This window comes from Streptomyces sp. NPDC021100, assembly GCF_044333095.1.
Taxonomy (GTDB): Bacteria; Actinomycetota; Actinomycetes; order Streptomycetales; family Streptomycetaceae; genus Streptomyces.
The window spans coordinates 41,956-67,963 of sequence record NZ_JBIRQH010000009.1 but is presented as its reverse complement, the minus strand read 5'-3'; the positions used below and the strand labels follow the sequence as shown (position 1 = coordinate 67,963).

The 26,008-nt window shown below is 73.8% G+C and carries 18 protein-coding genes; 10 read left to right on the top strand and 8 right to left on the bottom strand.

The features are described from left to right. Positions 1-29 precede the first annotated feature (29 nt). On the top strand, positions 30-1,157 hold the full coding sequence (locus ACH4PU_RS18295) for a GuaB3 family IMP dehydrogenase-related protein (protein ID WP_004955655.1): 1,128 nt from the start codon (positions 30-32) through the stop codon (positions 1,155-1,157). A gap of 136 nt (positions 1,158-1,293) precedes the next feature. Next, positions 1,294-2,442: a rod shape-determining protein gene (locus ACH4PU_RS18290; protein WP_398272727.1), complete on the top strand. Its 1,149-nt coding sequence runs from the start codon at positions 1,294-1,296 to the stop codon at positions 2,440-2,442. A 201-nt stretch (positions 2,443-2,643) separates the two neighbouring features. Here ACH4PU_RS18290 and ACH4PU_RS18285 read toward each other — a convergent pair whose 3' ends face one another. Further along, positions 2,644-3,912: a nucleotide sugar dehydrogenase gene (locus ACH4PU_RS18285; RefSeq protein WP_398272725.1), complete on the bottom strand. Its 1,269-nt coding sequence runs from the start codon at positions 3,910-3,912 to the stop codon at positions 2,644-2,646. A 364-nt stretch (positions 3,913-4,276) separates the two neighbouring features. On the opposite strand from ACH4PU_RS18285, the gene ACH4PU_RS18280 reads away from it, so the two are divergent. After that, on the top strand, positions 4,277-5,986 hold the full coding sequence (locus ACH4PU_RS18280; protein ID WP_398272723.1) for a glycerol-3-phosphate dehydrogenase/oxidase: 1,710 nt from the start codon (positions 4,277-4,279) through the stop codon (positions 5,984-5,986). A gap of 13 nt (positions 5,987-5,999) precedes the next feature. Here ACH4PU_RS18280 and ACH4PU_RS18275 read toward each other — a convergent pair whose 3' ends face one another. Beyond that, positions 6,000-7,148, bottom strand: a complete 1,149-nt coding sequence (locus tag ACH4PU_RS18275; protein ID WP_398272722.1) for a serine hydrolase domain-containing protein — start codon at positions 7,146-7,148, stop codon at positions 6,000-6,002. 114 nt (positions 7,149-7,262) lie between these two features. On the opposite strand from ACH4PU_RS18275, the gene ACH4PU_RS18270 reads away from it, so the two are divergent. From ACH4PU_RS18270 to ACH4PU_RS18255, 4 genes are all read left to right on the top strand, one after another. Continuing rightward, positions 7,263-8,618 carry a protein kinase gene (locus ACH4PU_RS18270; protein WP_398272720.1) on the top strand — a complete coding sequence of 452 codons (1,356 nt, stop codon included), beginning with the start codon at positions 7,263-7,265 and terminating at the stop codon, positions 8,616-8,618. Between the two features lie 331 nt (positions 8,619-8,949). Further along, positions 8,950-11,334, top strand: coding sequence for a protein kinase (locus ACH4PU_RS18265; protein ID WP_398272717.1), 2,385 nt, complete (start codon positions 8,950-8,952; stop codon positions 11,332-11,334). Between the two features lie 579 nt (positions 11,335-11,913). After that, positions 11,914-12,441 (top strand): ATP-binding protein, encoded by a 528-nt coding sequence (locus ACH4PU_RS18260; RefSeq protein ID WP_398272715.1) that lies wholly within the window; start codon positions 11,914-11,916, stop codon positions 12,439-12,441. 489 nt (positions 12,442-12,930) lie between these two features. After that, positions 12,931-14,025: a hypothetical protein gene (locus tag ACH4PU_RS18255; RefSeq protein WP_398272713.1), complete on the top strand. Its 1,095-nt coding sequence runs from the start codon at positions 12,931-12,933 to the stop codon at positions 14,023-14,025. Between the two features lie 189 nt (positions 14,026-14,214). Here the strand turns inward: ACH4PU_RS18255 and ACH4PU_RS18250 are convergent, their stop codons facing one another. Continuing rightward, entirely contained in the window at positions 14,215-14,862 is a 648-nt protein-coding gene (locus ACH4PU_RS18250; RefSeq protein ID WP_185942532.1) for a TetR family transcriptional regulator, read from the bottom strand. Between the two features lie 443 nt (positions 14,863-15,305). On the opposite strand from ACH4PU_RS18250, the gene ACH4PU_RS18245 reads away from it, so the two are divergent. The 3 genes from ACH4PU_RS18245 (at position 15,306) to ACH4PU_RS18235 (ending at position 20,614) form a co-directional block, all read left to right on the top strand. Then, positions 15,306-16,121, top strand: coding sequence for a VOC family protein (locus tag ACH4PU_RS18245; RefSeq protein WP_398272711.1), 816 nt, complete (start codon positions 15,306-15,308; stop codon positions 16,119-16,121). A gap of 307 nt (positions 16,122-16,428) precedes the next feature. Then, positions 16,429-18,891, top strand: a complete 2,463-nt coding sequence (locus tag ACH4PU_RS18240; protein WP_398272709.1) for a PQQ-binding-like beta-propeller repeat protein — start codon at positions 16,429-16,431, stop codon at positions 18,889-18,891. Positions 18,892-19,996: 1,105 nt separating this feature from the next. Next, positions 19,997-20,614, top strand: a complete 618-nt coding sequence (locus ACH4PU_RS18235; protein ID WP_398272707.1) for a hypothetical protein — start codon at positions 19,997-19,999, stop codon at positions 20,612-20,614. Here the strand turns inward: ACH4PU_RS18235 and ACH4PU_RS18230 are convergent. From ACH4PU_RS18230 to ACH4PU_RS18210, 5 genes are all read right to left on the bottom strand, one after another. Beyond that, positions 20,584-20,868, bottom strand: coding sequence for a hypothetical protein (locus ACH4PU_RS18230; RefSeq protein WP_398272705.1), 285 nt, complete (start codon positions 20,866-20,868; stop codon positions 20,584-20,586). The two genes, ACH4PU_RS18235 and ACH4PU_RS18230, sit on opposite strands and share 31 nt — an antisense overlap. A 303-nt stretch (positions 20,869-21,171) precedes the next feature. Further along, positions 21,172-21,387 (bottom strand): hypothetical protein, encoded by a 216-nt coding sequence (locus ACH4PU_RS18225; RefSeq protein ID WP_398272703.1) that lies wholly within the window; start codon positions 21,385-21,387, stop codon positions 21,172-21,174. 643 nt (positions 21,388-22,030) lie between these two features. Continuing rightward, positions 22,031-22,234: a hypothetical protein gene (locus ACH4PU_RS18220; protein WP_398272701.1), complete on the bottom strand. Its 204-nt coding sequence runs from the start codon at positions 22,232-22,234 to the stop codon at positions 22,031-22,033. Between the two features lie 289 nt (positions 22,235-22,523). Further along, positions 22,524-22,688, bottom strand: coding sequence for a hypothetical protein (locus tag ACH4PU_RS18215; RefSeq protein ID WP_398272697.1), 165 nt, complete (start codon positions 22,686-22,688; stop codon positions 22,524-22,526). Positions 22,689-22,996: 308 nt separating this feature from the next. Then, on the bottom strand, positions 22,997-25,927 hold the full coding sequence (locus ACH4PU_RS18210; RefSeq protein ID WP_398272695.1) for a BTAD domain-containing putative transcriptional regulator: 2,931 nt from the start codon (positions 25,925-25,927) through the stop codon (positions 22,997-22,999). Between the last annotated feature and the right edge of the window lie 81 nt (positions 25,928-26,008).

Below are 26,008 nucleotides of genomic sequence, written 5' to 3'. Positions count from 1 at the left end.
CGGCAGTCGTAGAAGGAAAGGCCACACACGTGACTGAGATCGAGATCGGGCGCGGCAAGCGCGGACGCCGGGCGTACGCGTTCGACGACATCGCCGTCGTCCCCAGCCGGCGCACCCGTGACCCGAAGGAGGTCTCGATCGCCTGGCAGATCGACGCCTACCGTTTCGAGCTGCCGTTCCTGGCCGCGCCGATGGACTCCGTCGTCTCCCCCGAGACGGCCATCCGCATCGGTGAGCTGGGCGGCCTCGGCGTGCTCAACCTCGAGGGCCTGTGGACCCGGTACGAGGACCCGGAGCCGCTGCTCGCGGAGATCGCCGAGCTGGACGAGCACGCCGCCACCAAGCGGATGCAGGAGATCTACGCCGCGCCGATCAAGGAAGAGCTGATCGGGCAGCGCATCAAGGAGGTCCGCGACTCCGGTGTCGTGACCGCCGCCGCGCTCTCCCCGCAGCGCACCGCGCAGTTCTCCAAGGCCGTCGTCGACGCCGGTGTCGACATCTTCGTCATCCGCGGCACCACCGTCTCCGCCGAGCACGTCTCCGGCGCCGCCGAGCCGCTGAACCTCAAGCAGTTCATCTACGAGCTCGACGTGCCGGTGATCGTCGGCGGCTGCGCCACGTACACCGCCGCCCTGCACCTGATGCGCACCGGCGCGGCCGGCGTCCTCGTCGGCTTCGGCGGCGGCGCCGCGCACACCACCCGCAACGTGCTGGGCATCCAGGTCCCGATGGCGACCGCGGTCGCCGACGTGGCCGCCGCCCGCCGCGACTACATGGACGAGTCCGGCGGCCGCTACGTGCACGTCATCGCCGACGGCGGCGTGGGCTGGTCCGGCGACCTGCCCAAGGCCATCGCCTGCGGCGCCGACGCCGTGATGATGGGCTCCCCGCTCGCCCGCGCCACCGACGCGCCGGGCCGCGGCCACCACTGGGGCATGGAGGCCGTCCACGAGGACGTGCCGCGCGGCAAGCGGATGAACCTGGGCGCCGTGGGCACCACCGAGGAGATCCTCCTCGGCCCCTCGCACACCCCCGACGGGTCGATGAACTTCTTCGGCGCGCTGCGCCGGGCGATGGCGACCACGGGCTACAGCGAGCTCAAGGAGTTCCAGCGGGTCGAGGTGACGGTCGCGCCGTCGCAGCACGACAACCGCTGACGTTCCGTCTTGTGCGGCCGAAGGGCCCGGATCGCTTCGGCGGCCGGGCCCTTCGGCGTCTTCGGCCTCGTGCGGGCGGCCGGTCTCCGCCGTCAACTCCGTATAAAGGTTCGGTGATGGTGAATACTGGCGACTTATGGCGCAAAGTAAGTCGTTCAGCGGCAGGGACATGGGCATCGACCTCGGCACCGCCAACACACTGGTGTACGTGCGGGGGAAGGGAGTGGTGCTCAACGAGCCCTCGGTCGTGGCCGTCAACGCTGATGACGGCAGTGTGCTGTCCGTGGGTTCCGAGGCCAAGGAGACCATCGGCCGCACCCCCTCGAACATCGTGGCCATCCGCCCGATGCGCGACGGCGTCATAGCCGACTTCGAGGTAGCCGAGCGGATGCTGCGGCACTTCATCAAGAAGGTCACCGGGAACCGGCGGTTCTCCCGGCCGCGGGTCGTGGTGTGCGTGCCGTCGGGCATCACGGGCGTCGAGCGCCGGGCCGTCATCGAGGCCGCCTCCCAGGCCGGGGCGCGCGCCGTGCACCTCGTCGAGGAGCCCATGGCGGCGGCGATCGGCGCGGGCCTGCCGGTCAGCGAGCCCACCGGTTGCATGGTCGTCGACATCGGCGGCGGCACGACGGAGGTCGCCGTCATCTCCCTGGGCGGCATCGTCACCGCGCGGTCCGTGCGGACGGCGGGCGACGCGATGGACGCGGCGATCATCTCCTACGTGAAGAAGGAGTACGCGCTCGCGATCGGTGAGCGCACCGCCGAGGAGATCAAGCTGAGCATCGGCTCCGCGGCGCCCACCGGGAAGTGGACGGCCGCCGGACTCGCCGCCGTCGCACGGCAGTTGGAGAAGCACCCGGAGGCCGACGGGGGTGGTGACCCCGAGGAGACGCAGGGGCTGCTGCCTCCTGACCGGTTCTCCATCCGGGGGCGGGACCAGGTGAGCGGTCTGCCGAAGACGCTGTCGCTGACCGCGGACGAGATCCGGCACGCCTTGAGCGAGCCGGTGGACGCGATCGTGATGGCGGTGCGGCAGACGCTGGACGAGACGCCGCCGGAGTTGTCGGGGGACATCATGGACCGGGGGATCGTGCTGACGGGTGGGGGTGCGTTGTTGCGGGGGCTGGATGTGCGGTTGAGTCGGGAGCTGGATATTCCGGTGCTTGTGGCGGATGAGCCGCTGGATTGTGTGGCGGTCGGGACGGGGCGGTGCGTCGAGGACTTCGCGAAGTTGCGGACGCTGCTTGACGCGCAGCCGCGGTTGCCGGCCAGCGGCCGGCTGTAGGAGGCCCCAGGCCCGCCCCTTCCCGTTTCTTGCGGGGGCGGGCCCCCGCACCCCCGAAACCGCGCTCCGCGCGGTTGTCCTCAAGCGCCGGACGGGCTGAATCGTGCGCTCGGGCGCGATATTCAGCCCGTCCGGCGTTTGAGGGCAAGGGGGTCTGGGGCGCAGCCCCAGGAATCGGCGAAGGGGCGGGACCGGGGCACCTCACAGCCGGTACGCCGCCCCCGCCGGACTGGCGCCCCGCGTGTCCAGCAGGAGCTGCGCCTTCACGGCCAAGCCCTGCAAGTCGTACGTCCGGTGGTGCTGGAGGAGCACGGTGAGGTCGGCCGCGGCCGCCGCCTCGTACAGGCAGTCCACCCGCGGCACGGGCCGGTTCATGACGCGCCACTGCGGCACGTACGGGTCGTGGAAGCCGATCTGGGCGCCGAGTTCCATCAGGCGGCAGGCGATCTCGCGGGCGGGGGAGCCCTCCTGGTCGCCGATGTCGGCCTTGTAGCCGACGCCGAGGAGGAGGACGCGGGCGCCGCGGGCGGACTTGCCGTGTTCGTTGAGGAGGGCGGCGCAGCGCTGGGTGACGTAGCGCGGCATGCGGCCGTTGACCTCCTGGGCCAGTTCGACCATGCGGAGCGGGTAGCCGAGGCTGCGGCCCTGGTAGGAGAGGTAGTTGGGGTCGATGGGGGTGCCGTGGCCGCCGACGCCGGGGCCGGGGCGGAACGCCTGGAAGCCGAAGGGTTTGGTCTCGGCGCAGCGGACGACGTCCCAGAGGTCGACGCCGATGTCGTGGCAGAAGACGGCCATCTCGTTGGCGAACGCGATGTTGACGTGCCGGTAGTTGGTCTCCCACATGCGGACCGTCTCGGCCTCGCGGGGCCCGCGGGCGCGGACGATCTTCTCGCAGAAGCGGCCGTAGAAGGCGGCGGCGGCCTCGGTGCAGGCGGGGGTGAGGCCGCCGACGACCTTGGGGACGCGGGCGACGCCCCGGTCCCGGTTGCCGGGGTCGGCGCGGCCGGGGCAGTAGGCGAGGTGGAAGTCGCGGCCGGCGCACAGGCCGGAGCCCGCCTCCAGCAGGGGGCGTACGACGTCCTCGGTGGCGCCTGGGTGGACCGCGGACTCCAGGAGGACGGTGGTGTGCGGCCGGAGCCGGGCCGCCAGGGCGCGGGCGGCGTCCTCGACGGCCCCGAGGTCCAGCGCCCGGTTCTCGCCGAGCCGGGTGGGGGCGCAGATGACGGCCGTACGGACTCTGCCGAGCTCGGCGTCCTCCGTCGTGGCGCGGAAGCCGGCGGCGAGCATCCGGCGGAGCTCGGCGGCGGTGAGGGTGCCGCCGTCCTCGGCGGGCGGGCGGCCGGCGCGCAGCTCGGCGACGGTGTGCGGGTCGGGGTCGTAGCCGATGGTGACCAGGGAGGCGGCGGTGGCGGCCTGGGCGAGCGGGAGGCCGAGGTGGCCGAGGCCGATGACGGCGAGGTCTGCGGGCATGTGCGAGCGGTCCTTCCCGGTGAGGAGCCGTGGGGTCCTGCGGGCGGGGACGCCGGACCGATCCCCGAACGTTGACGAATGACGTAGTCGGATGTCGTAGATCAGGTTAAGGGGATATACGACATATTCCGGGCATTGTCGCGTCAGGCGTCGCCATTCGTGTCACGGGTGTGGCGGGAGACGGCCGAGGGTTCGGTGCGGCGCGGGATGACCGTGGGATGACTTCTGCCCGGGCGGGTACCCGGCACAGCCGGGCCGCCGGATCTGGTGCAGCATCGGAGGTGACGCCGGCGGGACCGGCGGTGGCCGGCAGGCACCGGCGGACGGACGGCACACGCAGCGGACGCGGCAGCGGGAGGCAGCGGTGAGGACAGCGACACTCGGGCCGGCCGAGCGCGGCGAGGCGCTCGCCCGGATGGCGGAACGGGAGCTCGACATCCTGGTGGTCGGCGCCGGCGTCGTCGGCGCGGGCACCGCGCTCGACGCCGCCACGCGCGGCCTGGCCACCGGGCTCGTCGAGGCCCGGGACTGGGCCGCCGGCACCTCGAGCCGGTCCAGCAAGCTCATCCACGGCGGCCTGCGCTATCTGGAGATGCTCGACTTCGCCCTCGTGCGCGAGGCCCTGAAAGAGCGCGGCCTGCTGCTGCAGCGGCTCGCCCCGCACCTCGTCAAGCCCGTGCCGTTCCTCTACCCCCTCCAGCACCGCGGCTGGGAGCGGCTCTACGCGGGCTCCGGCGTGGCGCTGTACGACGCGATGTCCGTCTCCTCCGGCCACGGCCGCGGACTGCCCGTCCACCGGCACCTCACCCGGAAGCACGCGCTGCGCGTGGCGCCCTGCCTGCGCAAGGACGCCCTGGTCGGCGCCCTCCAGTACTACGACGCCCAGATGGACGACGCCCGCTACGTCACCACCCTGGTGCGCACCGCCGCCGCGTACGGCGCCGCCTGCGCCAACCGGGCGCGCGTCGTGGGCTTCCTGCGCGAGGGCGAACGGGTCGTCGGGGCGCGGGTGCGCGACCTGGAGCAAGGTGGCGAGTACGAGGTACGGGCCCGGCAGGTCGTCAACGCGACCGGAGTGTGGACGGACGACACCCAGCAGCTCATCGCCGAGCGCGGGCAGTTCCACGTCCGGGCGTCCAAGGGCATCCACCTCGTCGTCCCCAAGGACCGCATCCACTCCACCACCGGGCTCATCCTGCGCACCGAGAAGAGCGTCCTCTTCGTCATCCCCTGGGGCCGTCACTGGATCATCGGCACCACGGACACCGACTGGGACCTGGACAAGGCCCACCCCGCCGCGTCCAGCGCCGACATCGACTACCTGCTGGAACACGTCAACTCGGTGCTCGCCGTCCCGCTGACCCGGGACGACGTACAGGGCGTCTACGCCGGACTGCGCCCGCTGCTGGCCGGGGAGTCGGACGCGACCAGCAAGCTCTCCCGCGAGCACACCGTCGCCCATCCGGTGCCGGGGCTCGTGGTCGTGGCGGGCGGGAAGTACACCACCTACCGGGTGATGGCCAAGGACGCGGTGGACGAGGCGGTGCACGGGCTCGCGCAGAAGGTCGCCGACTGCGTCACCGAGGACGTGCCGCTCGCCGGCGCCGAGGGCTACCGGGCGCTGTGGAACGGCCGCGCGCAGCTCGCCCGGCGCACGGGCCTGCACGTCGCCCGCGTCGAGCACCTGCTCAACCGGTACGGCTCGCTGGTCGGCGAGGTCCTCGACCTGGTGACCGCCGACCCCTCCCTCGGCCGGCCGCTCGGCGGTGCCGAGGACTATCTGCGCGCCGAGGTCGTCTACGCCGCCTCCCACGAGGGCGCCCGGCATCTGGATGACGTCCTCACCCGCCGCACCCGCATCTCCATCGAGACCTTCGACCGGGGCACGCGGTGCGCCCGGGAGGCGGCCGAGTTGATGGCGCCCGTGCTGGGCTGGGACGCGGAGCAGGTGGAGAAGGAGATCGCGCACTACGAGAAGCGGGTGGAGGCGGAGCGGGAGTCGCAGCTCCAGCCCGACGACCGGACGGCGGACGCGGCGCGGCTGGGGGCGCCGGAGATCCAGCCGTTGGGGTGAAGGGGCGCCTCCGTCAGCAGAACTCCGCGCGCAGCAGCCGTTCCTCCGCCGCCGCGTCCACGCCCGTGTCCGAGTTGGCCCGGTAGGTGAGGACGTGCCGCCCGTCCGCCGTCCCCATCGTGCCCGCGTACGAGCCGTTGATCTCGCCGTTGTGCCCCCACAGCGTCACCCCGCACGGGAGGCGCACCGGGAAGAGGCCCATGCCGTACCGGCCGCGCGAGGCGCCCGTGTCGCGCATCAGGCGGAGGGCGCCGACGGGGAGGAGCTCGCCGCTCAGCAGGGCGGCGAAGAAGCGGTTGAGGTCCGGGAGGGTCGAGACGAGTTCGCCGGCCGCGCCCGCGACCGAGGGGTTGAGGTCGGTGACGTCCGCCGGTCCGCCCCGGGGCGTCGGGGAGTAGGCGCGGCCGTGCGGCTCGGGCAGGGTGACTCGGGTGCCGGGGAGGCTGGTCCCCGTCAGGCCGAGGCGCCGGATGACGCGGCGGCGTACCTCTTCGGCGTAGGGACGGCCCGTCACCTGACGGATGGCCATACCGAGGAGTACGTAGTCGGTGTTCGAGTAGTGGTAGCGGGTGCCGGGCGGGGCGTACGGGCGGTGGCCGAGTGCGGTCCGTACCAATGCCTCGGGCGGGTGCGTCTCGAAACGGTGGCCCGCGAACCCCGTGCCGAAGGACGAACGGAGCAGCGTCGCGTCGTCCGTATAGGAGAACAGACCGCTGGTATGGGTGAGGAGTTGGCGGATCGTGACCTTCCGTCCGCTTTCCGCACTGCTTGCCGTCCGGCTCCCCGCGCGGCGCAGCCAGGCCGCGGCCCGCCGCGGCAGCAGTCCGGCCACCGGTTCGTCCAGCCGCAGCCGGCCCTCGGCGGCCAGCTGGAGGACGACGGTCGCGACGACGGTCTTGGTGATGCTGCCGGCCCGGAAGCGGTCCGTGCGGCCGATGCGCCGCCCGGTGCGCAGGTCCGCCACCCCCGCGGTGGTGAACCGGGAGACACCGTGAGCATCTTGTGACAGCTCGGCGGCGCCGGGAACCGGTCCTCGTGCAACGATGTCCTGTACAGGGGAGCGGGCAGGGTCGCCATCGCACGCCGTCGTCAGGGCCGTGACGGTGCAGCACAGCGCGGTCATGGCCGCCGTGAGGCGCGAGAAGGCACTGCGCGTCGGCATGCGCTCATCATCCATGGTCGCCCGGACCCTGGCCTTCCTCTGGTCGGCGGATGAGAGACAATGGTCCCTCGGCCGGGGTCGGTTGGTCGCAGAGCTGAATGCCAGAGGGGACGCATGTCGGACGCGGAGCAGACGCAGGGCACGACCGGGCGCCTCCTCGCCGGGCGCTACCGCCTCGGCGACGTGCTCGGCCGGGGTGGCATGGGCACGGTCTGGCGGGCCACCGACGAGACGCTGGGACGCGTCGTCGCCGTCAAGGAACTGCGCTTCCCCGCCAACATCGACGAGGACGAGAAGCGCCGCCTCATCACCCGTACCCTCCGCGAGGCCAAGGCGATCGCCCGGATCCGCAGCGCCGGCGCCGTCACCGTCTTCGACGTGGTGCACGAGGACGACCGCCCCTGGATCGTCATGGAGCTCATCGAGGGCCGCTCGCTCGCCGACGTCATCCGCGAGGACGGGCCGCTGAAGTGGCGGCGCGCCGCCGAGGTCGGCCTCGCCGTCCTCGACGTGCTGCGCGCGGCCCACCTCCAGGGCATCCTGCACCGCGACGTGAAGCCGTCCAACGTGCTCATCGCCGACGACGGCCGCGTCGTCCTCACCGACTTCGGCATCGCCCAGGTCGAGGGCGACCCCTCGGTCACCTCGACGGGCATGCTCGTCGGCGCCCCCTCGTACATATCCCCGGAGCGGGCCCGCGGCCAGAAGCCCGGCCCGCCGGCCGACCTGTGGTCGCTGGGCGGCCTGCTCTACGCGGCCGTCGAGGGCGCCCCGCCGTACGACAAGGGGTCGGCCATCGCCACCCTGACCGCCGTCATGACCGAGCCGCTGGGCCCGCCGAAGAACGCGGGTCCGCTGGAGGGCGTCATGTACGGGCTGCTCGCCAAGGACCCGCAGAAGCGGCTGGACGAGGCGGGCGCGCGGGCACTGCTGACGGAGGCCGTCAACGCGCCCGACGAGCGGCTGCCCGCCCGGACGCCCGCCACGGACGCCACGCAGGCCATCGCCGTGCCCAAGGGGCTCGCCGGGCCCGCCGCCGCTCAGGGGGCCGATCGGGCCGGTGGTCCCGGTGGTGGCGAGCGGACCGAGCGGACGGCGCGGCCCGAGCGGCCCGCGTCCGGGAAGGCGGCGCGGAAGCCCGTCGCCGCCTCGGCGTCCTCCGAGCGGCCCGGCGGGGGCTTCGGGGCCCCCGGTTCCGCGGGTGTGGTGGGTTCCAGAGGCTCCAGAGGATCCGCGGGGGCCCAGGGGAGCGGCGAGACGTCCGGCAGCGCCTTCCGGCCGCTGCGCGACGCGCCCCTCTCCGGCTCCGCGGCCACGGCACGCACCGAGCCGGCACCGACGGGCGGCGCCTACACCGAGACCCTGGTGCGGATGCGCCCTCCGGTGCAGAAGCGTGTGCTGCTCCTGGTGGTGGCGGTGGTCGTCCTGGCGGTCATCGGGACGGTCATCGCTCTCGTCGTCCAGAAGTAGCGAGACCGGCGTCCCGCTTCCGGCGGGTCCTCGGGGCGGCCGGGCCTGGTCCGTCGCCGTCGCTGTCCTCGGATGAACGCGGGCGCGCGACGGGAAGGTCCGGACCGGTGGCCGGTGTTGTGTACGGAGTCCGAACAGCCGGGTGAGCGGCCCGTGTTCGGTGGGGTTCATCAGGTCCGACGATCTGAGCGGTACGCGCCCGCCGTGGCGCGTTCGGCACGTATCGTGAAGGGCCGGGGACGGAACGCAGCCGTGCGGCACCGCCAAGTGCCCGTCGGCGGCGGCCGGATCGGGCGTCGGGTGCAGGGATCGCGCGCTTTGGGGAGGCGTCGTGGACGACTATGCGGGCCGGGTGCTCGCCGACCGGTACCGCCTTCCGCTGCCGCCGTCCGACGCGTTCGAGCTGGTCGAGACGCGCGCGTTCGACACGTACAGCGGCCAGGAGGTGCTGGTCCGGCAGATCCCGCTGCCGGAGGTGGTCGACGCCGAACTCGTCGAGGGCGGGCCCGGGTCGCCCGCGCCCGGCCGCGCGGGCGGGACGGGCCGGCAGCCGGGACGGACGGTCGCCGGGGCCTCGGACCCGGCGGTGCGCCGCGCGCTGGACGCCGCGACGGCCGCCGCGCGGATCCCCGACCACCCCCGCCTCGACCAGGTCTTCCACGTCTTCGCCGAGGCGGGCAGCCTCTGGATCGTCAGCGAACTGGTCCCCGCCCGCCCGCTCGCCGCCGTGCTCGCGGAGCGCACCCTCTCCCCGCACCGGGCGGCCGAGGTCGCCGCCGACGTGCTCACGGCCCTCCGCGCCCTGCACGCCCAGGGCTGGACCCACCGGAACATCACCACCCGCACGGTCCTCATCTGCGAGGACGGCCGGGCCGTCCTGACCGGCCTGGCGGCGGGCGCGGCGGAGGAGGCGCTCTGCGGCTACGACCCGGTGCCCGCGGGGGAAGCGCGGGGGGACACACGGCCGGGCGCGGACGCGGGTGCGGGCGAGAACACGGGCGCCGGTGCCGGAACAGGCGGTGCGGGGGCCGGCGGTACGGGCCCCAACGGCGGGTTCCCGGGCGGCGGGTCCCCGGGCGGTGGGCTCCCCGGTGACGGGCGGCCCGTCCCGCACGGCGCCCGGCGCGGGCCGCGTGCCGACGCCATCGCCGCGTACCGGGCCGGCACCCTCGCCGCCGCCCGCGCCGGACGCCCCCCGACGAGCGCCTCCACCTGGGGCGGCGGAAGCGCCGCCAGCGGCACCGCTCCGGCCCCCGGCACCGCCGCGCCCTGGAGTGCCGACGCGCTGGTGGGCGGTGCGGCGCCGGGACCCACCGCGCATGACGAAGGAGCGGGCGGAACCCCGTCGTCCGCCGAAACCGCGGCCCCTTCCCCATGGGGGAGGACGGCCGGCTCCGCCGGGGCGCTCGCCGCCGAGCGGGCCCGGCAGGCGCGGATGCTCGTGGTGGGGCCGGTCACCGAGCGCTGGGCGCCCGAACAGGCGTGGCCGGTGCGCGAGGACTGGCAGTTGGCCCCGCCCGTCGGCCCGGCCGCAGACCTCTGGGCGCTGGGCGCCCTGCTGTTCCGCGCGGTGCAGGGCCACGCGCCGTACCCTGAGGAGAGCGCCGCCGAGCTCGTCCGGATCGTCTGCTCCGAACCCCCGGCCTACGCCGAGGAGTGCGGCGCCCTGCGCCCGGTCGTCGAGTCGCTGATGCGCAAGGACCCGGAGGAGCGGCCGGACTTCGAGGAACTGCGCGGCTGGCTGCGGTCCCTGATCCGGTCCGCCCCGGAGCCGGACGTCGGCAGCCGTACGGTCACCGTGCCGCCGCCCGTGCCCGGCGACCCGGCGGCGGCACCGGCCGCCAAGGGCGGCGCCCGGCTGCCGATCGTCCGCCGCCGCGGCGAGCTCGTGCGCCGCCGCCGGGGACGCGGGGCCGCCGCCGCGCCTCCGGCCCACGGCCGGCACAAGCGGGCCGACCGCGGCAGACCACAGGTGCCGGGCGGCGTCGCCGCCACCGGACACCTCCAGGAGCAGCACGTCTACGCGGCCCCGCCCGCCCACCGGCTCGGCCGGCTCCTGTTGGGCGCCGTCCTGCTGCTGCTCATCGGCGCGGTGCTCTACGCGCTGCTGTTCATGCCGCGCGCCTCGGAGAGCGCGGGCGCCGGGCAGGGGACGCGGCGGACGGCCGACGCGCTGAGCGCGGCGCCGGGCGCCGGCGGCACGGCCGGCCGCTCGGACGTGCCCCGGGAGGAGGAGGCGACCGCCGAAGCCGGCGGCGCGGCCAAGGGCTTCACGCTGCGCCGCGACCCCAAGGGGTTCACCGTCGCCGTGGCCCGGGAGTGGCAGCGCCGGGGCGACAACGAGCGCGGCCAGGTCGTCTACGCGGACGGGGACTTCGAGCTCATCGTGGTGCCGGGCCGGGACAAGGTGTCCGAGTTCGGGGCCGATCCGATGGCGTACCAGCAGGAGAAGGAGCCGGAGCTGGCCGCCTTCCGGTCGTCCTCCTGGTCCGCCTCCTCCGGGCTGCGGCGCGTGGACGTGGGCCGGACGGCCGGCGCCGAGGGCACGTTCAACTGGAACGACGGCAGCGGACGCCAGGTGTACGTCCGCAACTCGGCGGTCATCCGCGACGGGCGCTACCACGTGATCCAGGTGCTGGGACCGATGGACGGGCAGCGCTCGGTGGACGGCTTCTTCGATCAGGCGACCGCTACGTACCGTGCCGGTGGCGACTGACGCGTCGTCACGGTCCGTGCCGCGGCGCCTATTTCCGCGCACGTCGTGCGGGGGTCTCCGGAAGTCCGCGGTGCCGGGTGCGGATGACCGGGAAATCGAACGCCGGTATCGCGGTGATCCGGTCGCCGGGAGGCGTCGTCCCGTCCGGAAGGCCCGACGGCCGAACACGGGTGGTAATGGTCCGGAAATTCGCTCGGGCGAAATTCTGAGCGACGGAAATGCACACCGTAATCGGGAACGGGAAATACCCGGGTGGCGCGTTCGGAATGATCACGCTGTGTTGATATCGAGTTGTGTTCTCCGTGGAACTCGTCACGCATCGGAGTAGGGTTCGCCTCGGGTACTCTCCCTGGAATGTCCCGTGCTCGTATCGGCATGGAGGTCGCCATTCCCCCGTGTTCGAGTTCGCGCGGTGTGCTTCGCGCACCGCGTGGCGCAGATACTCCTTTGCGCCGGAATATCCCTGAAGTGGTTGTTGGGGTAACTGTGGGTCAACCATGCTGTACGGGAGGGGAGTCACGGTGCGTGATCCCCTGGAGACGCGAGGCGTTGTGTCCGCCGGTTCGGATGGTGTGAGCGGTGCAGGTGCTTCAAGTGCAGATGGAGGTCGGGGTCGACCCCGCGGAGGTGGGGCGGGCCCGCAGATGGGCGCGGTCGCGGCTGGCGGGGTCCGGGATAGGGCTCGACGAGCCGCTGGCCGAGACGCTGATCCTGCTGATCTCCGAGCTGGTGACCAACGCCGTGGTGCACACGGGCCGCCCGGCCGTGCTGCGGATGTTCTTCCCGGGGGTCCCCGGGGCGGCGGGGGCGACGGGGGCCTCGGCCGTCGCGGGGCCGGCGGCGGGCGGCTGCGGCGCCGGCACGGTCCGCGTCGAGGTCGTGGACATCAGCACCCGGCCGCCACGCCGGCGGTGCGCCAGGGGTGACGAGACGGGCGGCCGGGGCCTGGAGCTGGTGGACGGGCTGGCCGACCGCTGGGGCTGGCAGCAGGAGGGCTCGGGCAAGCGCATCTGGTGCGAGATCGACCGGGGTCCCGTACCGGCGCGGACGCTGCCCCGCTGGAACGGTGCTTTCGAGCCACAACACGCCCTCACAAATGGGGCGTAGGAGGCAAAGTCCAGACCAGGTGTTGACGGGAAGTGTTCACCTGATCACCCTTGGATGAAGCGATTCGTTGCGAGGGGACGTCGAGACGCCCAGGTGACCCCGGACGACTTGGCGAGTACGGGTCGCGGTCCGGCGCGACGACAGGGCTCAGGCGCCGGAGCTGGGCGGCGGCGGCGTGCGGTGCCGTGCTCGGGGTGCGCATCGAGGCGCCGCCGCCGGCTCGTCTCCGCGGATGGCCCGTATCCGCCCGTCCAAACCTCCAGGGGTGAACCGCGTCACAGATTCGGGGCGGTTGCCGTCCGGACGGGGGCCGATGCGGTCCTTCCCGGTGGAACGGTTTCCCGGCCGCCTCGGGGTGAGGTGCCCGTCGGGGGCCGGTCCGGGCCCTCGGGCCGCCACTCGGAGCAAAACGGGCATTTCGCGGTAACGACCCTTTGCCAGGGAACCTCTTGGCCTCTGAGGGAATCATTCTTGGAGAGAGGGGCGGATATGACACAGCAAGCTGAGCCGGGCGCGATACCGGACGAGGCGCCGGCGGCCGCACCCGACGACTCCGCCGGGGCGGACGGCGCCGGAGACCGGGAGCGGGCGGACCGGGCGGATCGAGAGGACCGCGCGGCCCGCACGGAGGGGAAGGGCCCGTCGGACCGGGCGCGCGCACCCCGCCACCCGGACGGCTTCGGTGCCGCGTTCTGCGCCTCGATGGCCGCGCTCTGCGCCGAGGTCGTCGTCGCGGCCAGCGTGGGCGTCCTCGTCCTGCTGTCGCGGGAGCACCAGGGGCTGCCCACCGCCCCCGCCCTCGCCGTCGCCGTGGCGCTCGGCGCGCTGCTGCTCACCGTGCTGCTCAGCGGGTTCGTCACGGCGGCGGCCGTCATGCCCGCGCTGGAGCTCTCCCGCCGCGCCGCCGCGCGCGCCGGCCGGCCCGAGGGCCGGTGGTGGACGGTCGGCGCGGTGCCGGCGGTGGCCGCCGCGCTGGTGGTCGTCTTCGGCGCCGTGGCGGCGCTCGGCACCCTCGCGCCGGCCCACCCCCTCAAGTACCTGACCTGGTGGGGCGTCCTCACCGCCGGCCTGCTGCCGCCCGCCCTCGCGGCGCGCCGCGCCGCCCGCCGGGTGCGGGAGGACCGCCCCGGGAGCGTGGCCCGGCGGGTGGCCAGGGACGGCGTCCTCGCCTGGCTGCTCGTCGGCGCGATCGGCGCGACCGCGTACGGGACCGGGCTCGCCACCGTCTACCAGCCGCCGAAGCTGCACCGCTCCGACATCGCCGGCGTCTGGAACGACGGCCGCGGCGGCGTGGTCCGGCTGAAGGAGGACGGCAGCGCGGTCGCCGACGGGCTCGACACGTTCGAGTGGGACGGCATGGGGCACGACCGGATCCAGGACTGCAAGGGCTCCGGCAGCTGGACCCCGGTGAAGGAGAGCGGGGCCGTCGTGGGCGTCGGGCTGAAGATCGACGCCTGTGGACGGTACGAGAAGAACTGGAGCGTCGGCGGCACGGCGAAGGAGCCGCGGATCTTCCACGAGATCGGCAAGCAGGGGTCGGGCAAGCGGTACATGCTGAAGAAGATGCACGGGTCCAGGGGCTGAGGGGTTGAGGGCGCGCGGCTTCGCGGGGCGAGGGCGCGCGGCCTCGCGGGCCGGGGTCCGGGCGGGCGCGGGCCGTGCGGCCCGGGGCGGTGACCGGGTCCGGACGCGCGAACGGCGGGTCACCGGGCGGGCTGGCCGTGCCCCGGTGACCCGCCGCCGTTGCTGACAGGACGGGTGTGCGCCGTGCGGTTACCGCGCGGGCTTCTTGCCGGTGATGCCCAGGTGCACCAGCAGCGCCAGGTTGGGCTTGAGCTCGGCCTGCTTGACGCCCCAGCCCTGGAAGCCCTTCTGGTGGGACGCGACGCCCGCCAGCATCACGACCAGCGAGCCGGCCACGGCGGCGGCGCTGACGTCCTTGTCCACCTTGTTCTTGGCCTGGAGCTCCTTCACGGATTCGGTGAGGGAGTCGGTCACGGCGTTGAGGATCCGCATGCGGATCTTGGCGAACCGCTTGTCCCCCTCGGCCGCGCCCAGGTCGATCACGCGCAGGATCGCGTCGTTCCGCCGCCAGAAGGCGAGGAATCCGTCCACCAATTCCTCGGCGGCCTGCCGGCCGGCCTTGCCCGCCCAGGAACGGCCGGCCACGAGTTCCCTGAGGCCCGTCCCTTCCTTCGCCACTTCCTCGGCGAGTTCGAGAACAGCGCCCTCGACGTCCGGGAAGTACTGGTAGAAGGTCGCGGGCGAGGTGCCGGCCCGCCGGGCGACGTCGATGACCTTGACGTCGCGATAGGGGGAGGAGCTGAGCATTTCCCCGAGGCAGTCGAGCAGCTTCTGTCGCGTCGCCTGTCCTCGGCGGCCGGCCACCCGGCCGTCGACGGTGCGTACTTGTCCTGTCATGCCGTCAGCTTACCGAGGGGTGATCGGAGCGCGATTCGGTCGCATGCAAATGGGGGCGGGGGTGTGAATAGGGATGGATAAGCAGGTCAGAGGCGTTTTGGAGGGCCGATTTCCGGGCGGTCGCGGATTGGCCCGTACCGGTGAATTGTCTTATCGACAAGTCGTGGATCCGACCGTCCGGCCCGGTGCGGCGGAGGCCGCGCGGGAGGCCGGGACGGGGGGTGGCGCCGGGGCCGGTTCCGGCGCCGTACGGGCCCGTCCGGTGGCTCGCCGGGGCCCCGCTGGTCCGTACGGGGGGCGGCGGGGGGAACGCGGTACGGGCTCCGTCGGCGGCCGCGCGGGACCGGGCGTCCGTCGCTACCGTGGCCGGTGCGACACCCCGCGCGGCCGTCCGGCCCGCGCGGGCCGGACCGGTGCGGTGCGGAAGGAAGGGAGCGGGCGCCATGGGCGCAGCGACGGACGGAGCCCCGCGGACCACGCCGTGCTGGGCGGACGTGACCCTGCCCGACGTCGAGGCGGGCAAGCGCTTCTACGGCGGGCTCTTCGGCTGGACCTTCGAGGAGGGCGACCCGGAGGCGGGGCCGTACGCGCGGGCCCTGCACGAGGGCGCGGAGGTCGCGGCCCTCGCGCCCAAGCCGGACGGGCGGATGCCCACGGCCTGGTGCGTCTACTTCTCCTCGCCCGACGCCGAGGCCACCGCCGAGCGGATCCGGGCGGAGGGCGGACAGGTCGTCACCGGCCCGGCCCGGGCGGGCGGGTACGGCACGCTGCTGCTCGCCGCGGACCCGGGCGGGGCCGTGTTCGGCGTCTGGCAGGCCGCCGCCCACCGGGGGTTCGGCAAGCGCGGCACCCCCGGCGCGTACGGCTGGGCGGAGGTGTACACGCGCGAGCCGGCGGCCGTCGACGCCTTCTACGAACGGGTCTTCGGCCTCACGGCCCACGACCTCGGGGAGCCGGGGGAGGGCGACGGGTTCGACTACGTCGTCTGGACGCCCGCCGGGGAACCGCTCGCGCCGGAGCGCGCGGTGGCCGGACGGGCCGTCATGGACGAGACGACCTTCCCGGCGGCGATGCCCGCCCACTTCCTCGTCTATTTCGTGGTCGCCGACTGCGACGAGGCGTGCCACACCGCCCGGCGGCTCGGCGGCCGGATCCGGCGGGAGGCGCGGGACTCGCCGTACGGGCGGTTCGCGGTGCTGACGGACGACCAGGGGGCCGACTTCGCCGTCATCGACACGGCGCGGGCGGGGGAGGGCTGAGGGCCGTACGAGGGGAGTCTGTCGGCCTCCTGTGGACAGTGCTTCCGCAGGGTCCGACCCCTGCTGCAACGCCTGATGTCGCTGTGCATCGAGGGGCCGGGCAGCCCCCTGTGGCGGGTGGGAATCCCCCTCGGTGCGGGGGCGGAACTTCCGCTTTCGGCATGGACACGCCGAAGCACGACCCGGGTTCGCAACCACCGCCCCGGCCAGGGAGAATCAGGGGGCGTACCCCGGGATAATTCGCGGTGAGACGCTGCACGGGGCCGGAACAATCCTTTCGAGCCCCCACGGGGAGGTGGCAGGCCAGTTGGAGCAGCTCACACAGCACGACCCGAGACGGATCGGCCCGTTCGAGGTGCTCGGCCGGCTCGGGGCCGGCGGCATGGGACTGGTCTATCTCGCCCGTTCGGCGTCGGGCCGACGGGTCGCGATCAAGACGGTCCGTACGGAACTGGCCGAGGACCAGCTCTTCCGCGTCCGCTTCACCCGTGAGGTGGAAGCGGCCCGGGCGGTCAGCGGCTTCTACACGGCCGCCGTCGTCGACGCCGACCCGCGGGCCGCCGTGCCCTGGCTGGCCACCGCGTACGTCCCCGCACCGTCCCTGGAAGAGATCATCAACGAGTGCGGGCCGCTCCCGGCCCAGGCGGTGCGCTGGCTGGCGGCCGGCATCGCCGAGGCGCTCCAGTCGATCCACGGCGCCGGGCTCGTCCACCGCGACCTCAAGCCGTCGAACGTGCTGGTGGTGGAGGACGGGCCGCGCGTCATCGACTTCGGCATCGCCTCCGGCGTCTCCAACACCCGGCTGACCATGACCAACGTGGCCGTCGGCACCCCCGCGTACATGTCCCCCGAGCAGGCCAGGGACTCCCGCAGCGTCACCGGCGCCAGCGACGTCTTCTCGCTCGGCTCCACCCTCGTCTTCGCCGCCACCGGCCACGCGCCCTTCCACGGCGCCAACCCGGTCGAGACGGTCTTCATGCTGCTGCGCGAGGGCCCGGACCTCTCCGGCCTGCCCGACGAGCTGCGCCCGCTCATCGACTCCTGTATGCAGATGGCGGCCGAGCACCGGCCCAGCCCGGCCGACCTCCAGGCCCAGCTCGGCCCGCACCTGTTCGCGTCCGGCGGGGGCGACGACAGCGGCACGGCGTCCGCCTGGCTGCCGACCGACGCCGTCTCGCTCATCGAGCGGCGCCGCGCCGGGCAGCGGCCCGCCGCGGCCCCCGCGCGGGGCCGCTCCGGCCGTTCCGCCGTCCCTCCGCCGCCGGCGCGGCCCCCGGCCGAGCCCCCGTACGACCCCTCCCGCGCCGCCCAGCCGCCGAGCTGGAGCGACGCCCGGGCGACGGGCCCGCACCACGGCCGGCCCGCGGGCGCGCCCGACCCGCGCGGCGCGTCGGCCGTGGCCTCCGCCCCCGTCTCCGCGCCCCTCCCGGCCCCGGCACAGGGCCGGCACGCCGCCGCGCCCGCGCCCGCCTACGCCGACGACGGCTCGGTACGGCTCTCCGGCGCGCAGCTGCCGATCGGCCCCGGCCCGCGCGTCGCCGACGCCCGCGAGCCGTACGCGCCCTCGGCCGCCGGCACCGCCACCGGCTGGGTCCGCCCGCCCGGCGGCACCGCGGCCCCCGCGGCACCCGACCCGGCCCCCAACGCGACGGTGGACCCGGCCCGTTGGCGGCCGTGGCGGTTCCGGATGTCCAACGACGTCTGGGGCACGCCCGTCGTCACCGGCGACCTGGTCTACGTCACCTCCTTCGAGGTGCACGCGCTCGATGTGGCCAGCGGGCGGCGGCAGTTCAAGACGCGCGACGTCGCCTGGGCGATGGCCGTCGCCGACGGCCGCATACACGCCTCCGACGGCCCGACGCTCTACGCCCTCGACGCCGCCGACGGCGGCGAGCGCTGGCGGCTGTCCACCGACGGCTGGGTGTACTCGCTCGGCGTCGACCGCGGCACGGTCGTCACCGGCACCCGCGGCGGCGGCGCCCAGGCGTGGGAGGCGGCCACCGGCGAACTCCTCTGGGAGACCTCCGGCCTCCAGACCGACTTCGAGACCCCCGACTGCGGCCCGGCCGTCCAGGACGGCACGGTCTTCCTCTGGTCCGACGCCCGGCTGCGCGCCCTCGACGCCCGCTCCGGCACCGAGCGCTGGAGCTACCCCGTCGGCGACACCGGCTCCTGCGGCGGCGTCCCCGTCCGGCTGCACGCCGCCCCCGACGGCGTCGTCTACGTCGCCGCCGGCACCCGCCTGCTCGCCATCGACACCGCCCGCGGCGACGTCCGCTGGCGCTTCGAGGCCCCCGCGGTCTTCCTCAGCCCGCCCGCCGTCGGCAACGGCGGCGTCTACGCGGCCGACTACCTCGGCACCGTCTACGCCCTCGACGCCGCCGGCGGCCAGGAGCGGTGGCGCATCGCCACCGAGGCCCGCCAGTCCACCGAACCCGTCCTCGTCTCCGACGGCCTCGTCCACCTCGGCAGCGGCGGCGCCCTCTACACCCTCGACGCCGTCACCGGCACCCCCCGCTGGCGCTTCGCCGCCGGCGGCGACATCGTCGGCTCCCCCGTCGTGGCCGACGGCCGCGTCCACTTCGGCTCCGCCGACCACTGCCTCTACGCCCTCGACGCCACCGGCGGCCAACTCCGCTGGAAACTCGCCACCGGCGGCGAGATCACGGGCACCCCTCTGGCCTCGGGCGGCGTGGTCTACGCCTGCAGCAAGGACCGCTGCGTGTACGCCCTGGACGCGGCGAAGGGGACGGGGCAGGCGCGGCGGTAGGCCGCCGCCGTCCCCGGTGGGCGGGGCCGCTCCGGTGGGGGCCGCCCCGGTGGGAGGGCCGCCCCCACCCGCCGCCGACTCGTGCGGCGCGGCACCGGCCGGCGGAGCGGCCCCGCCGTCCTCCGGGCGCCCGGCAGGCCGCGGGGAAGCGGGGGCGTGCCGGGTGTCCGCACGGACGAGGGCATGGTGCGGGCACGCCACCCCGGCACCGGCGTTCTCCGGGGCCTCCATCGCCATCCCCCGTGAAGCCGTGCGCCGTGACGGCTTTGGTCCACAGGCGTCCTTCCGGCTCGGCGTAATAGAGAAGACGGATGTCAGTGGTGACCCTCATGATGGGGGTACTGGTCACCGATTCCGGGCCGGCGTTTCACTCCCCTTCTCTCGCCTGCGCAGACAGGCGACTTCGACGTGGGCGGAAGCGGGATGCCAGGGCCCGGTGGGCAATTGGAGCGGAGGCGACACGATGCGATGGAACGAGATGGCGACGATTTCCCCGCTGTGTGCGGCCGTACGCGGCAACGACGATGACGAGCACCTGGGGTTCTCGGCCCGCCGGTGAGCGGCGCCCGGATTCTCCTGTCACACAAGGGCGAGATCATCGGAAAACATGGCAAGGCAACGGCAACAGCACGGTAGTGCGGTGCGGTTCATAACCACCTGGGGGCCCGGCGCAGCGTCCTGAGACGACGGCGCCGGCCCCCGCTCGCCTTCGAGCAGAGGGTGAGCAGGACGGTCAAGGCCGCGGCGCCGATCGGGAAGTGTGCTGTGGAATGCCGCACAGAGTGACTCCTTTCTTCGGTCGGGGGACGGCCGAGGAGGACTCTCGCCGGGCCGGTGTTTGTCCGCCAGTGCGAATGTGCTCGTTCGCATGTCAGCGGTGCCCGATTGACGGACAATGCAGACGTGCCCCAGGACAGTCGCCCCGGGGGAGGCGGAAGTGGGAAGGCCGGGCCGTCCGCAGGAAGGAGCGAAGGGGAGGAGCGCGGAAGCCAACGAACTCGCGGCGCTGTTAAGGAGCGTGACGTCCGGCCGGACGGTACGCCAATTGGCCGCTAGGTATACGGCCGGTAAGACCGCCTGGAGCGAGTACCGTTCCGGGGCGCGGATGATTCCCCTCCCCCTGCTGCGGGAGGTGGTCGACGACATGATGCCCGACTCGCCGGCGAAGGACCGGTTGTGGCGGAGAGCGAGAGCGCTGCACGCCGCCGCCGCGAAAGCGGGCGATGCCGTCGCGCCGTACGGTTCCCCGGCGAAACCGGGATCCGGCGAACCGGGGAACGGCCGGGACGACGGACCCCTGCTCGCGGTATTCGGCCCGGTCCGGCACCGCCGGGACGCCGCGTGGGCGCCCGTCGGCCCGCCACAGCGGTGCGCCCTGCTGGCCGCCCTCCTCCTGCGTGACGGCCGCGGCGCCACCCTGGCGGAGCTCGTCGGCGATCTCTGGGGCGCGCACCCGCCACGGTCCGCCGTCGCGGCCCTCCGCACCCACGCGTCGGGCCTGCGCAAAGTGCTGGGCGGAAGATCGGTTCTGCTCAGCGACTCGGGCGGCTACGCGCTGCCCGTCCGGCGGGGGCTCGTCGACCTCCACCGCGCCGAGGACGCGGGTGGAAGCCCTGACGGCCCGGGAACGAGTCGTGGCCCACCGCCTTCGGGCGGTGGGCCACTCGCCGTCGCGCGGGGTGAGGCGTTGCGTCAGCCTGCGTGGTGGGTGCCCGTGCTGTGATCGTCGTTGCCGCCGGTGACGACAGTGGTGTGGTCGTCGTTCGTGCCGGTGGTGAAGGTGGTGTGGTCGTCGTTCGTGCGGTCGGCACCCGTGGTGTGGTCGTCGAACGGTGCCGCGACGATTCCGGCCTTGCTGCCGATCACGGTGGTGTGGTCGTCCGCGAGCGCGGAGCCCGCGCCGAAGGCGGTGGCGGCACCGGCGATCGCGAGGACCGCGAATGCCTTCTTCGCACGGGTGAGCTTGGTCTGGGACATGGCAACTCCTGGGGAAGATGTGATCTGTGTTACTGAAGGTGCACGTGTGGTCCGCAGTCTAGGCAGACGGGTGATGGGAACGCGAGCCTTCTCACCCTCAACCCCCTACATGTAGCGGGGAGTTGGTGCCCTTGGTGGCGCGGTGTGCGCTAAGTGGTGAACTGCTGTCGAAGCCCTTGCTTGCCGGGCTTCGGCGTTGGCCTTGTCCGTGATCGACCGGGTTGATCCGCGCCCATGGTGCTGTTGCCGGCAGCGCTTGCCGGAACCAGGTCGCAGAACGACGGAGTGGTCGGGGGTGCCGGATCAGCCCCGGTGGCCGCCGGCGGGGGGAACGGTGCCGTGGTCGTCGACGGGGGCGACCGTGCCGTGGTCATCCACCGGGGCCGCCGAGGCGGTGCAGACGTCGCGGCCGGTGTGGTCGCTCGCGAGAGCCGAACCGGCGCCGAGGGCGGCGGTCGCGCCGACGATCCCGAGGACGATGAACGCTTTCTTCGTATGGCCGAGTTTGTTGTGCGACATGGGTATCCCTTGAGAAGCGTGTGACTGCAGCGTTCTCAGATGTATCTGATGCGTTCGAACATGGCAGAGACGCAGAGGGAAAGCCAGCGGACGCGACACAACTCCGGGGCACGTAGCGGTTGTTGTTGGTAACAGGCGACACCGGAAGGGTGATCGCGCAAGCGCCGGGCCGTGGGGGTCGTGGCGCGCATTGGCCCACTGGCCACACCTCGGCCTTCGACTTTCGAGGGGGCCGTTGTCAGTGGTTTCCATGAGAATGGAGGCACTGGTCAGCAGGGACGGACCGGTCTCCCTGCCGTCAACGTTCCCGCCTGTCGTCGACGGGCGTGTTCGGCATGGGCGGCCACGGGTGCGACGTCGTCGTGCCGGGTCCGGCGGCTTCGACGAATCGGGGGTGGCGATGCGGGTGGGCGGAATGTGGCCTCGCGGGATGAGCGGCCGAGGGCGGCCGGGCGTCGGCGGGGATGACCACGCGGGATGAGTGGCGGGCACGGTAGGCGGGTGCTCGGCCCGAGAGGTGTGCCCGAGGGCTGGTACGTCGCCGGGGCGCTCCGGTGGGGTCGGCGGCCGTGATCCGGTGCCACGAAGCCGATGGGCGACCCTCGTGATGTTCGGAGGGTCGCCCGGGGCGGCGGCCGGACGATCAGCCGGCGTGGTGCTCGTCGATGCCGGCGGTGGTGGCGCCGCCGTGGTCGTCCGTGGCCAGTCCGGCGGACGAGGCCACCGCCGGCCAGCTGCCGCCGTGGTCATCCGCTGACGCCGGCAGCGCGCTGAGGGTGACCGCGACACCGGCTATCGCGAAAGCGGCCAGCAATCTGCGGGGACGGTGGGCTGTGGCGCGAGCCATGGGTGACTCCTTTTGCTCGTATCGGTTGCTGGGATCTGTGTTCCGCGGTCGTCCACTGGTGCGCCTCGGGCTTCGGTGGAGCGGGGTCCGTCGGTGAAACGGCGAGGAGCCGACACCGACGGCACCCCCTCCGTGTCGTCGATGTCGGCTCCCGGCCGCGACCGTACGAACGGGGCCCCCGTTCCCCGTCCACTGGTTCCCTTGGCCGACGAGCCTGGTGGGCGGCCTTCCCCCGCGGCACCGCCCGAGGAGGCCGTCCGGCCGGCGTCCCAGCCGGACGACCGGTTCGTCAGACCGGCTCGGAGCCGGCGTGGTCGTCGAGGACCACGGCCGGTACGCCGCCGACGCCGTTGACTTTCGGCTTGGGCGCTTGTGCCGCCAGGCCGGTGGTGCTGCCCGCGTGGTCGTCCTGCGGTGTGGGCAGAGTGGGCTTGAGCTTCTTGTCCTCGCTCATGTCGTTCAACTCCGTGGCTGGGTGCGAGTCGTGCGGTACAACGGGGATGCAGAACCCGCCCGGCGACTCCCCCGAAGGCCGCCGGACGGGCTGTTGTTGCTGCCAGGACTCTGGTACGTCCTGTCGGTGAGGCCACACCCACGACCCGCCTGCCCCCCGACGCGACGGATCGATATCCCATAGGTTGACGGGTCGCGATAAACGTTCGATGAACGGGCGCGTTTAGGCGCTCCGATCGCCTGGGTGTGGTGGTGGCACTCCCTTGGAGGAACGGTACCGGCCGGGCGCCTCTGCCCGGCCGGGTGCTCTCAGACTGTGGCCAGGGAGAGGAGTCCCTGGACCGTCCGGGCCTCCCGCTCGTGCCCTAGTTGCTCGAAAACGGTGAGCGCGTCCGCCCAGCAGGCCCGGGCGCGGCCCGGTTGCCCGAGGGCGTCCAGGCATCTCCCGAGCGTCAGCAGGATGCTGCCCCGGCGCCATTCGCCGCTGATGCCTCGGATCCGGGCCAGGGCCTGTTCCGCGTGGGCGGCACCACGGGCGTACTCGTGGGTGGCCAGATGCACCTCCGCCATGCGGTAGAGCGTCCAGCCCTCCCACATGCGCTGCCTGTGGTCGCGGAATACCGGGAGCGCCTCGTCGAACTGAGCCAGCGCCTCCTGATACCGGCCGGCACTGGTCAGCGCGGTGCCGTAGGCGTACAAGCCGTTGGCGAGGCGCCAGGACACGTTGGTGTCGCGGTAAATGGCGAGGCACCGCTCGGCGAGCGGCACGGCGGAGCGCGGTCGCCGGGTCTCCGTATGGACGCGGGAGAGGTTGCTCAGCGCGCTCGCCTCACCGTTGAGGTTGCCGTCAGCACGGAAGCACGCCAGCGCTTGGTTGCAGTACTCCTCGGCGTCCTCGTACCGCTGCTGGTAGATGGCGATGATGCCGCGCACGTTCGCGGCATAGCCGCAGGAGACCGGGTCCTGGCACTCCTTGCCCAGCCGCACGGCGTGCATCGCCTGCTCGTCGGCTTCGGCGAAGCGTCCGGAGAAGTTGCGGACCTGGGCGAGGATGGTGCGGGCGCGGGCTTCCGCCCGGCTGTCCCCCGAGGCCTGGGCGGCGCCGAGCAAGGCGGTGGCGGCGTGGGCGTACAACCGCGAGTAGGCCCCCGACTCGGTGAGGTCCTTCGCGACGAACAGCAGGTCGACGGCGCGCTGTAACGTGCCCCCCGAGGGACGGGCATGCTGCCGCGCACATGCCAACAGGCAACCCGCCTCGGTGAACAGCCAGTCGGCTGCCGCCCCGCTGTCCTGGAAGACGAGCCCCGGGTGCTCGGTCGGACCGATGTGCTGGACCAGTTGCTCCCCCGGCCGCTCCAGCACGTACACCCCCGCCGCCGTCGACAGGTAGAAGTCCAGCAGGCGCGACATCGCCGCCTCGCGTTCCGCCGGGGGCTGTTCGTCGCGTTCGGCGCAGGAGCGGGCGTAGAGGCGGAGGAGGTCGTGGAAGCGGTAGCGGCCGGGGGCGGCGGATTCGAGGAGGGAGGCGTCGACGAGGGTTTCGAGGAGTTCTTCCGTGGTGTCGACGTCGAGGTCGAGGACGGCCGCGGCGGCCGGGAGGGAGATGTCCGGGCCGTCGGGGAGGCCGAGCAGGCGGAAGGCGCGGGCCTGGGCCGGTTCGAGCTGGCCGTAGCCGAGTTCGAAGGTGGCCTTGACGGCGAGGTCGCCGGCGCGGAGTTCGTCGAGGCGGCGGCGTTCGTCGCCGAGCTTGCGGGAGAGGACGGAGACCGTCCAGGTGCGGCGGGCGGCGAGGCGGGACGCCGCGATGCGGATGGCGAGCGGCAGGAAGCCGCAGGCGGCCACGGTGTCCATGGCCGCGTCGCGCTCGGCGGCGACGCGTTCGGTGCCGACGATGCGGGTGAAGAGGACGAGGGCCTCCTCGGGGCTCATCACGTCCAGGTCCACCAGGTGCGCGCCGGCCAGGTCGACCATGCGGGTACGGCTGGTGACGAGGGCCGCGCAGCCTTCCGTGCCCGGGAGCAGCGGGCGGACCTGGGCGGCGTCGCGCGCGTTGTCGAGGAGGGCGAGGACGCGGCGGCCGTCGAGGGTGGAGCGGAAGAGGGCGGAGCGCTCCTGGAGGCCCTCGGGTATCGCCGAGTCGGCGACGCCGAGGGCGCGCAGGAACGCGCCGAGGACGGCCTCGGGTTCGGCGACGACGGGCCCGGTGCCCTGGAGGTCGACGTACAGCTGCCCGTCGGGGAAGTGCTCGCGGGCCGCGTGCGCGACGTGCACGGCGAGCGTCGTCTTGCCGACGCCCCCGATGCCCGCCACCGCGGACACCGCCATCACCCGGCCCTCGGCGGTCGCCAGTTGGTGGCTGAGCTCCTGGACGAACGCGTCCCGGCCGGTGAAGTCGGGGACGGTGGCCGGGAGCTGGGCCGGCCGGACGAAGGCCAGGCCCGTGCCGGCGCGGTCGCCCGACGGGTGCGGCGCGAGGTCGGCGTCGCCGCGCAGGATGCGCTGCTGGAGCTCGGAGAGCTCGGCGCACGGCTCGACGCCCAGTTCGTCGTCGAGCAGCCGCCGGGTGTCGGTGTACACGGCCAGCGCCTCGGCCTGCCGGCCGCTGCGGTACAGGGCGAGCATCAGCAGTTCGCGCAGCCGCTCGCGCAGCGGGTGCGCGGCGGTGAGCGCGGTGAGCTCCGAGACCGCCTCCGCGTGGTGGCCGAGCTCCAGGTCCAGGTCGAGCCGGGTCTCCACCAGGCCGAGCCGCCACTCCTCCAGGCGGGCGCGCTGGGTGTCGGCGTACGGGCCGGGGACGTGCGCGAGCGGCTCGCCGTCCCAGACGGCCAGCGCCTCGGTGATCAGCGCCCTGGCCCGGGTGCCGCTGCCCGCGGCGCGGGCCTTCTCCGCCTCGGCGGCGAGGCGTTCCGCGGAGTCGATGTCCAGGCAGCCGACGCCGGCCCGGAGCGCGTACCCGCCCGCCTCGCTGGCCAGTACGTCCGCGTCCGGCCCGAACGCCTTGCGGAGCCGGGACGCGTAGGTGCGCAGCGCGGCGAGCGCCGCGTGCGGGGGGTCGTCGCCCCACAGCGCGTCCACGAGCTCCGCGGCCGTGGCCGTCCGGCCGCCGCGCAGCAGCAGCGCGGCGAGCAGGGCCCGTTGCTGGGGCGAACCGGTCCGCAGTTCCTCGCCGCCGCGCCAGGCGCGGACGGGCCCGAGCACGGCGAAGCGCAGTCGCTGTCCGTGCCCTGTGTCGCCGGCCATCGTGACCCCCTGCTCGTCCTGCTCGGTGGCACCGGCCAGTCTGCCCTGTCCGGGGCCCCGGCGTCAGCACCGGTCCGGCCC

Coding starts and splice junctions, on each gene's coding strand:
- ACH4PU_RS18225 (WP_398272703.1), bottom strand. CDS start 21,387: ATGTCGCACAACAAACTCGGCCATACGAAGAAAGCGTTCATCGTCCTC.
- ACH4PU_RS18250 (WP_185942532.1), bottom strand. CDS start 14,862: ATGACAGGACAAGTACGCACCGTCGACGGCCGGGTGGCCGGCCGCCGA.
- ACH4PU_RS18220 (WP_398272701.1), bottom strand. CDS start 22,234: ATGGCTCGCGCCACAGCCCACCGTCCCCGCAGATTGCTGGCCGCTTTC.
- ACH4PU_RS18245 (WP_398272711.1), top strand. CDS start 15,306: ATGGGCGCAGCGACGGACGGAGCCCCGCGGACCACGCCGTGCTGGGCG.
- ACH4PU_RS18230 (WP_398272705.1), bottom strand. CDS start 20,868: ATGTCCCAGACCAAGCTCACCCGTGCGAAGAAGGCATTCGCGGTCCTC.
- ACH4PU_RS18270 (WP_398272720.1), top strand. CDS start 7,263: ATGTCGGACGCGGAGCAGACGCAGGGCACGACCGGGCGCCTCCTCGCC.
- ACH4PU_RS18235 (WP_398272707.1), top strand. CDS start 19,997: ATGATTCCCCTCCCCCTGCTGCGGGAGGTGGTCGACGACATGATGCCC.
- ACH4PU_RS18215 (WP_398272697.1), bottom strand. CDS start 22,688: ATGAGCGAGGACAAGAAGCTCAAGCCCACTCTGCCCACACCGCAGGAC.
- ACH4PU_RS18210 (WP_398272695.1), bottom strand. CDS start 25,927: ATGGCCGGCGACACAGGGCACGGACAGCGACTGCGCTTCGCCGTGCTC.
- ACH4PU_RS18275 (WP_398272722.1), bottom strand. CDS start 7,148: ATGCCGACGCGCAGTGCCTTCTCGCGCCTCACGGCGGCCATGACCGCG.
- ACH4PU_RS18255 (WP_398272713.1), top strand. CDS start 12,931: ATGACACAGCAAGCTGAGCCGGGCGCGATACCGGACGAGGCGCCGGCG.
- ACH4PU_RS18290 (WP_398272727.1), top strand. CDS start 1,294: ATGGCGCAAAGTAAGTCGTTCAGCGGCAGGGACATGGGCATCGACCTC.
- ACH4PU_RS18285 (WP_398272725.1), bottom strand. CDS start 3,912: ATGCCCGCAGACCTCGCCGTCATCGGCCTCGGCCACCTCGGCCTCCCG.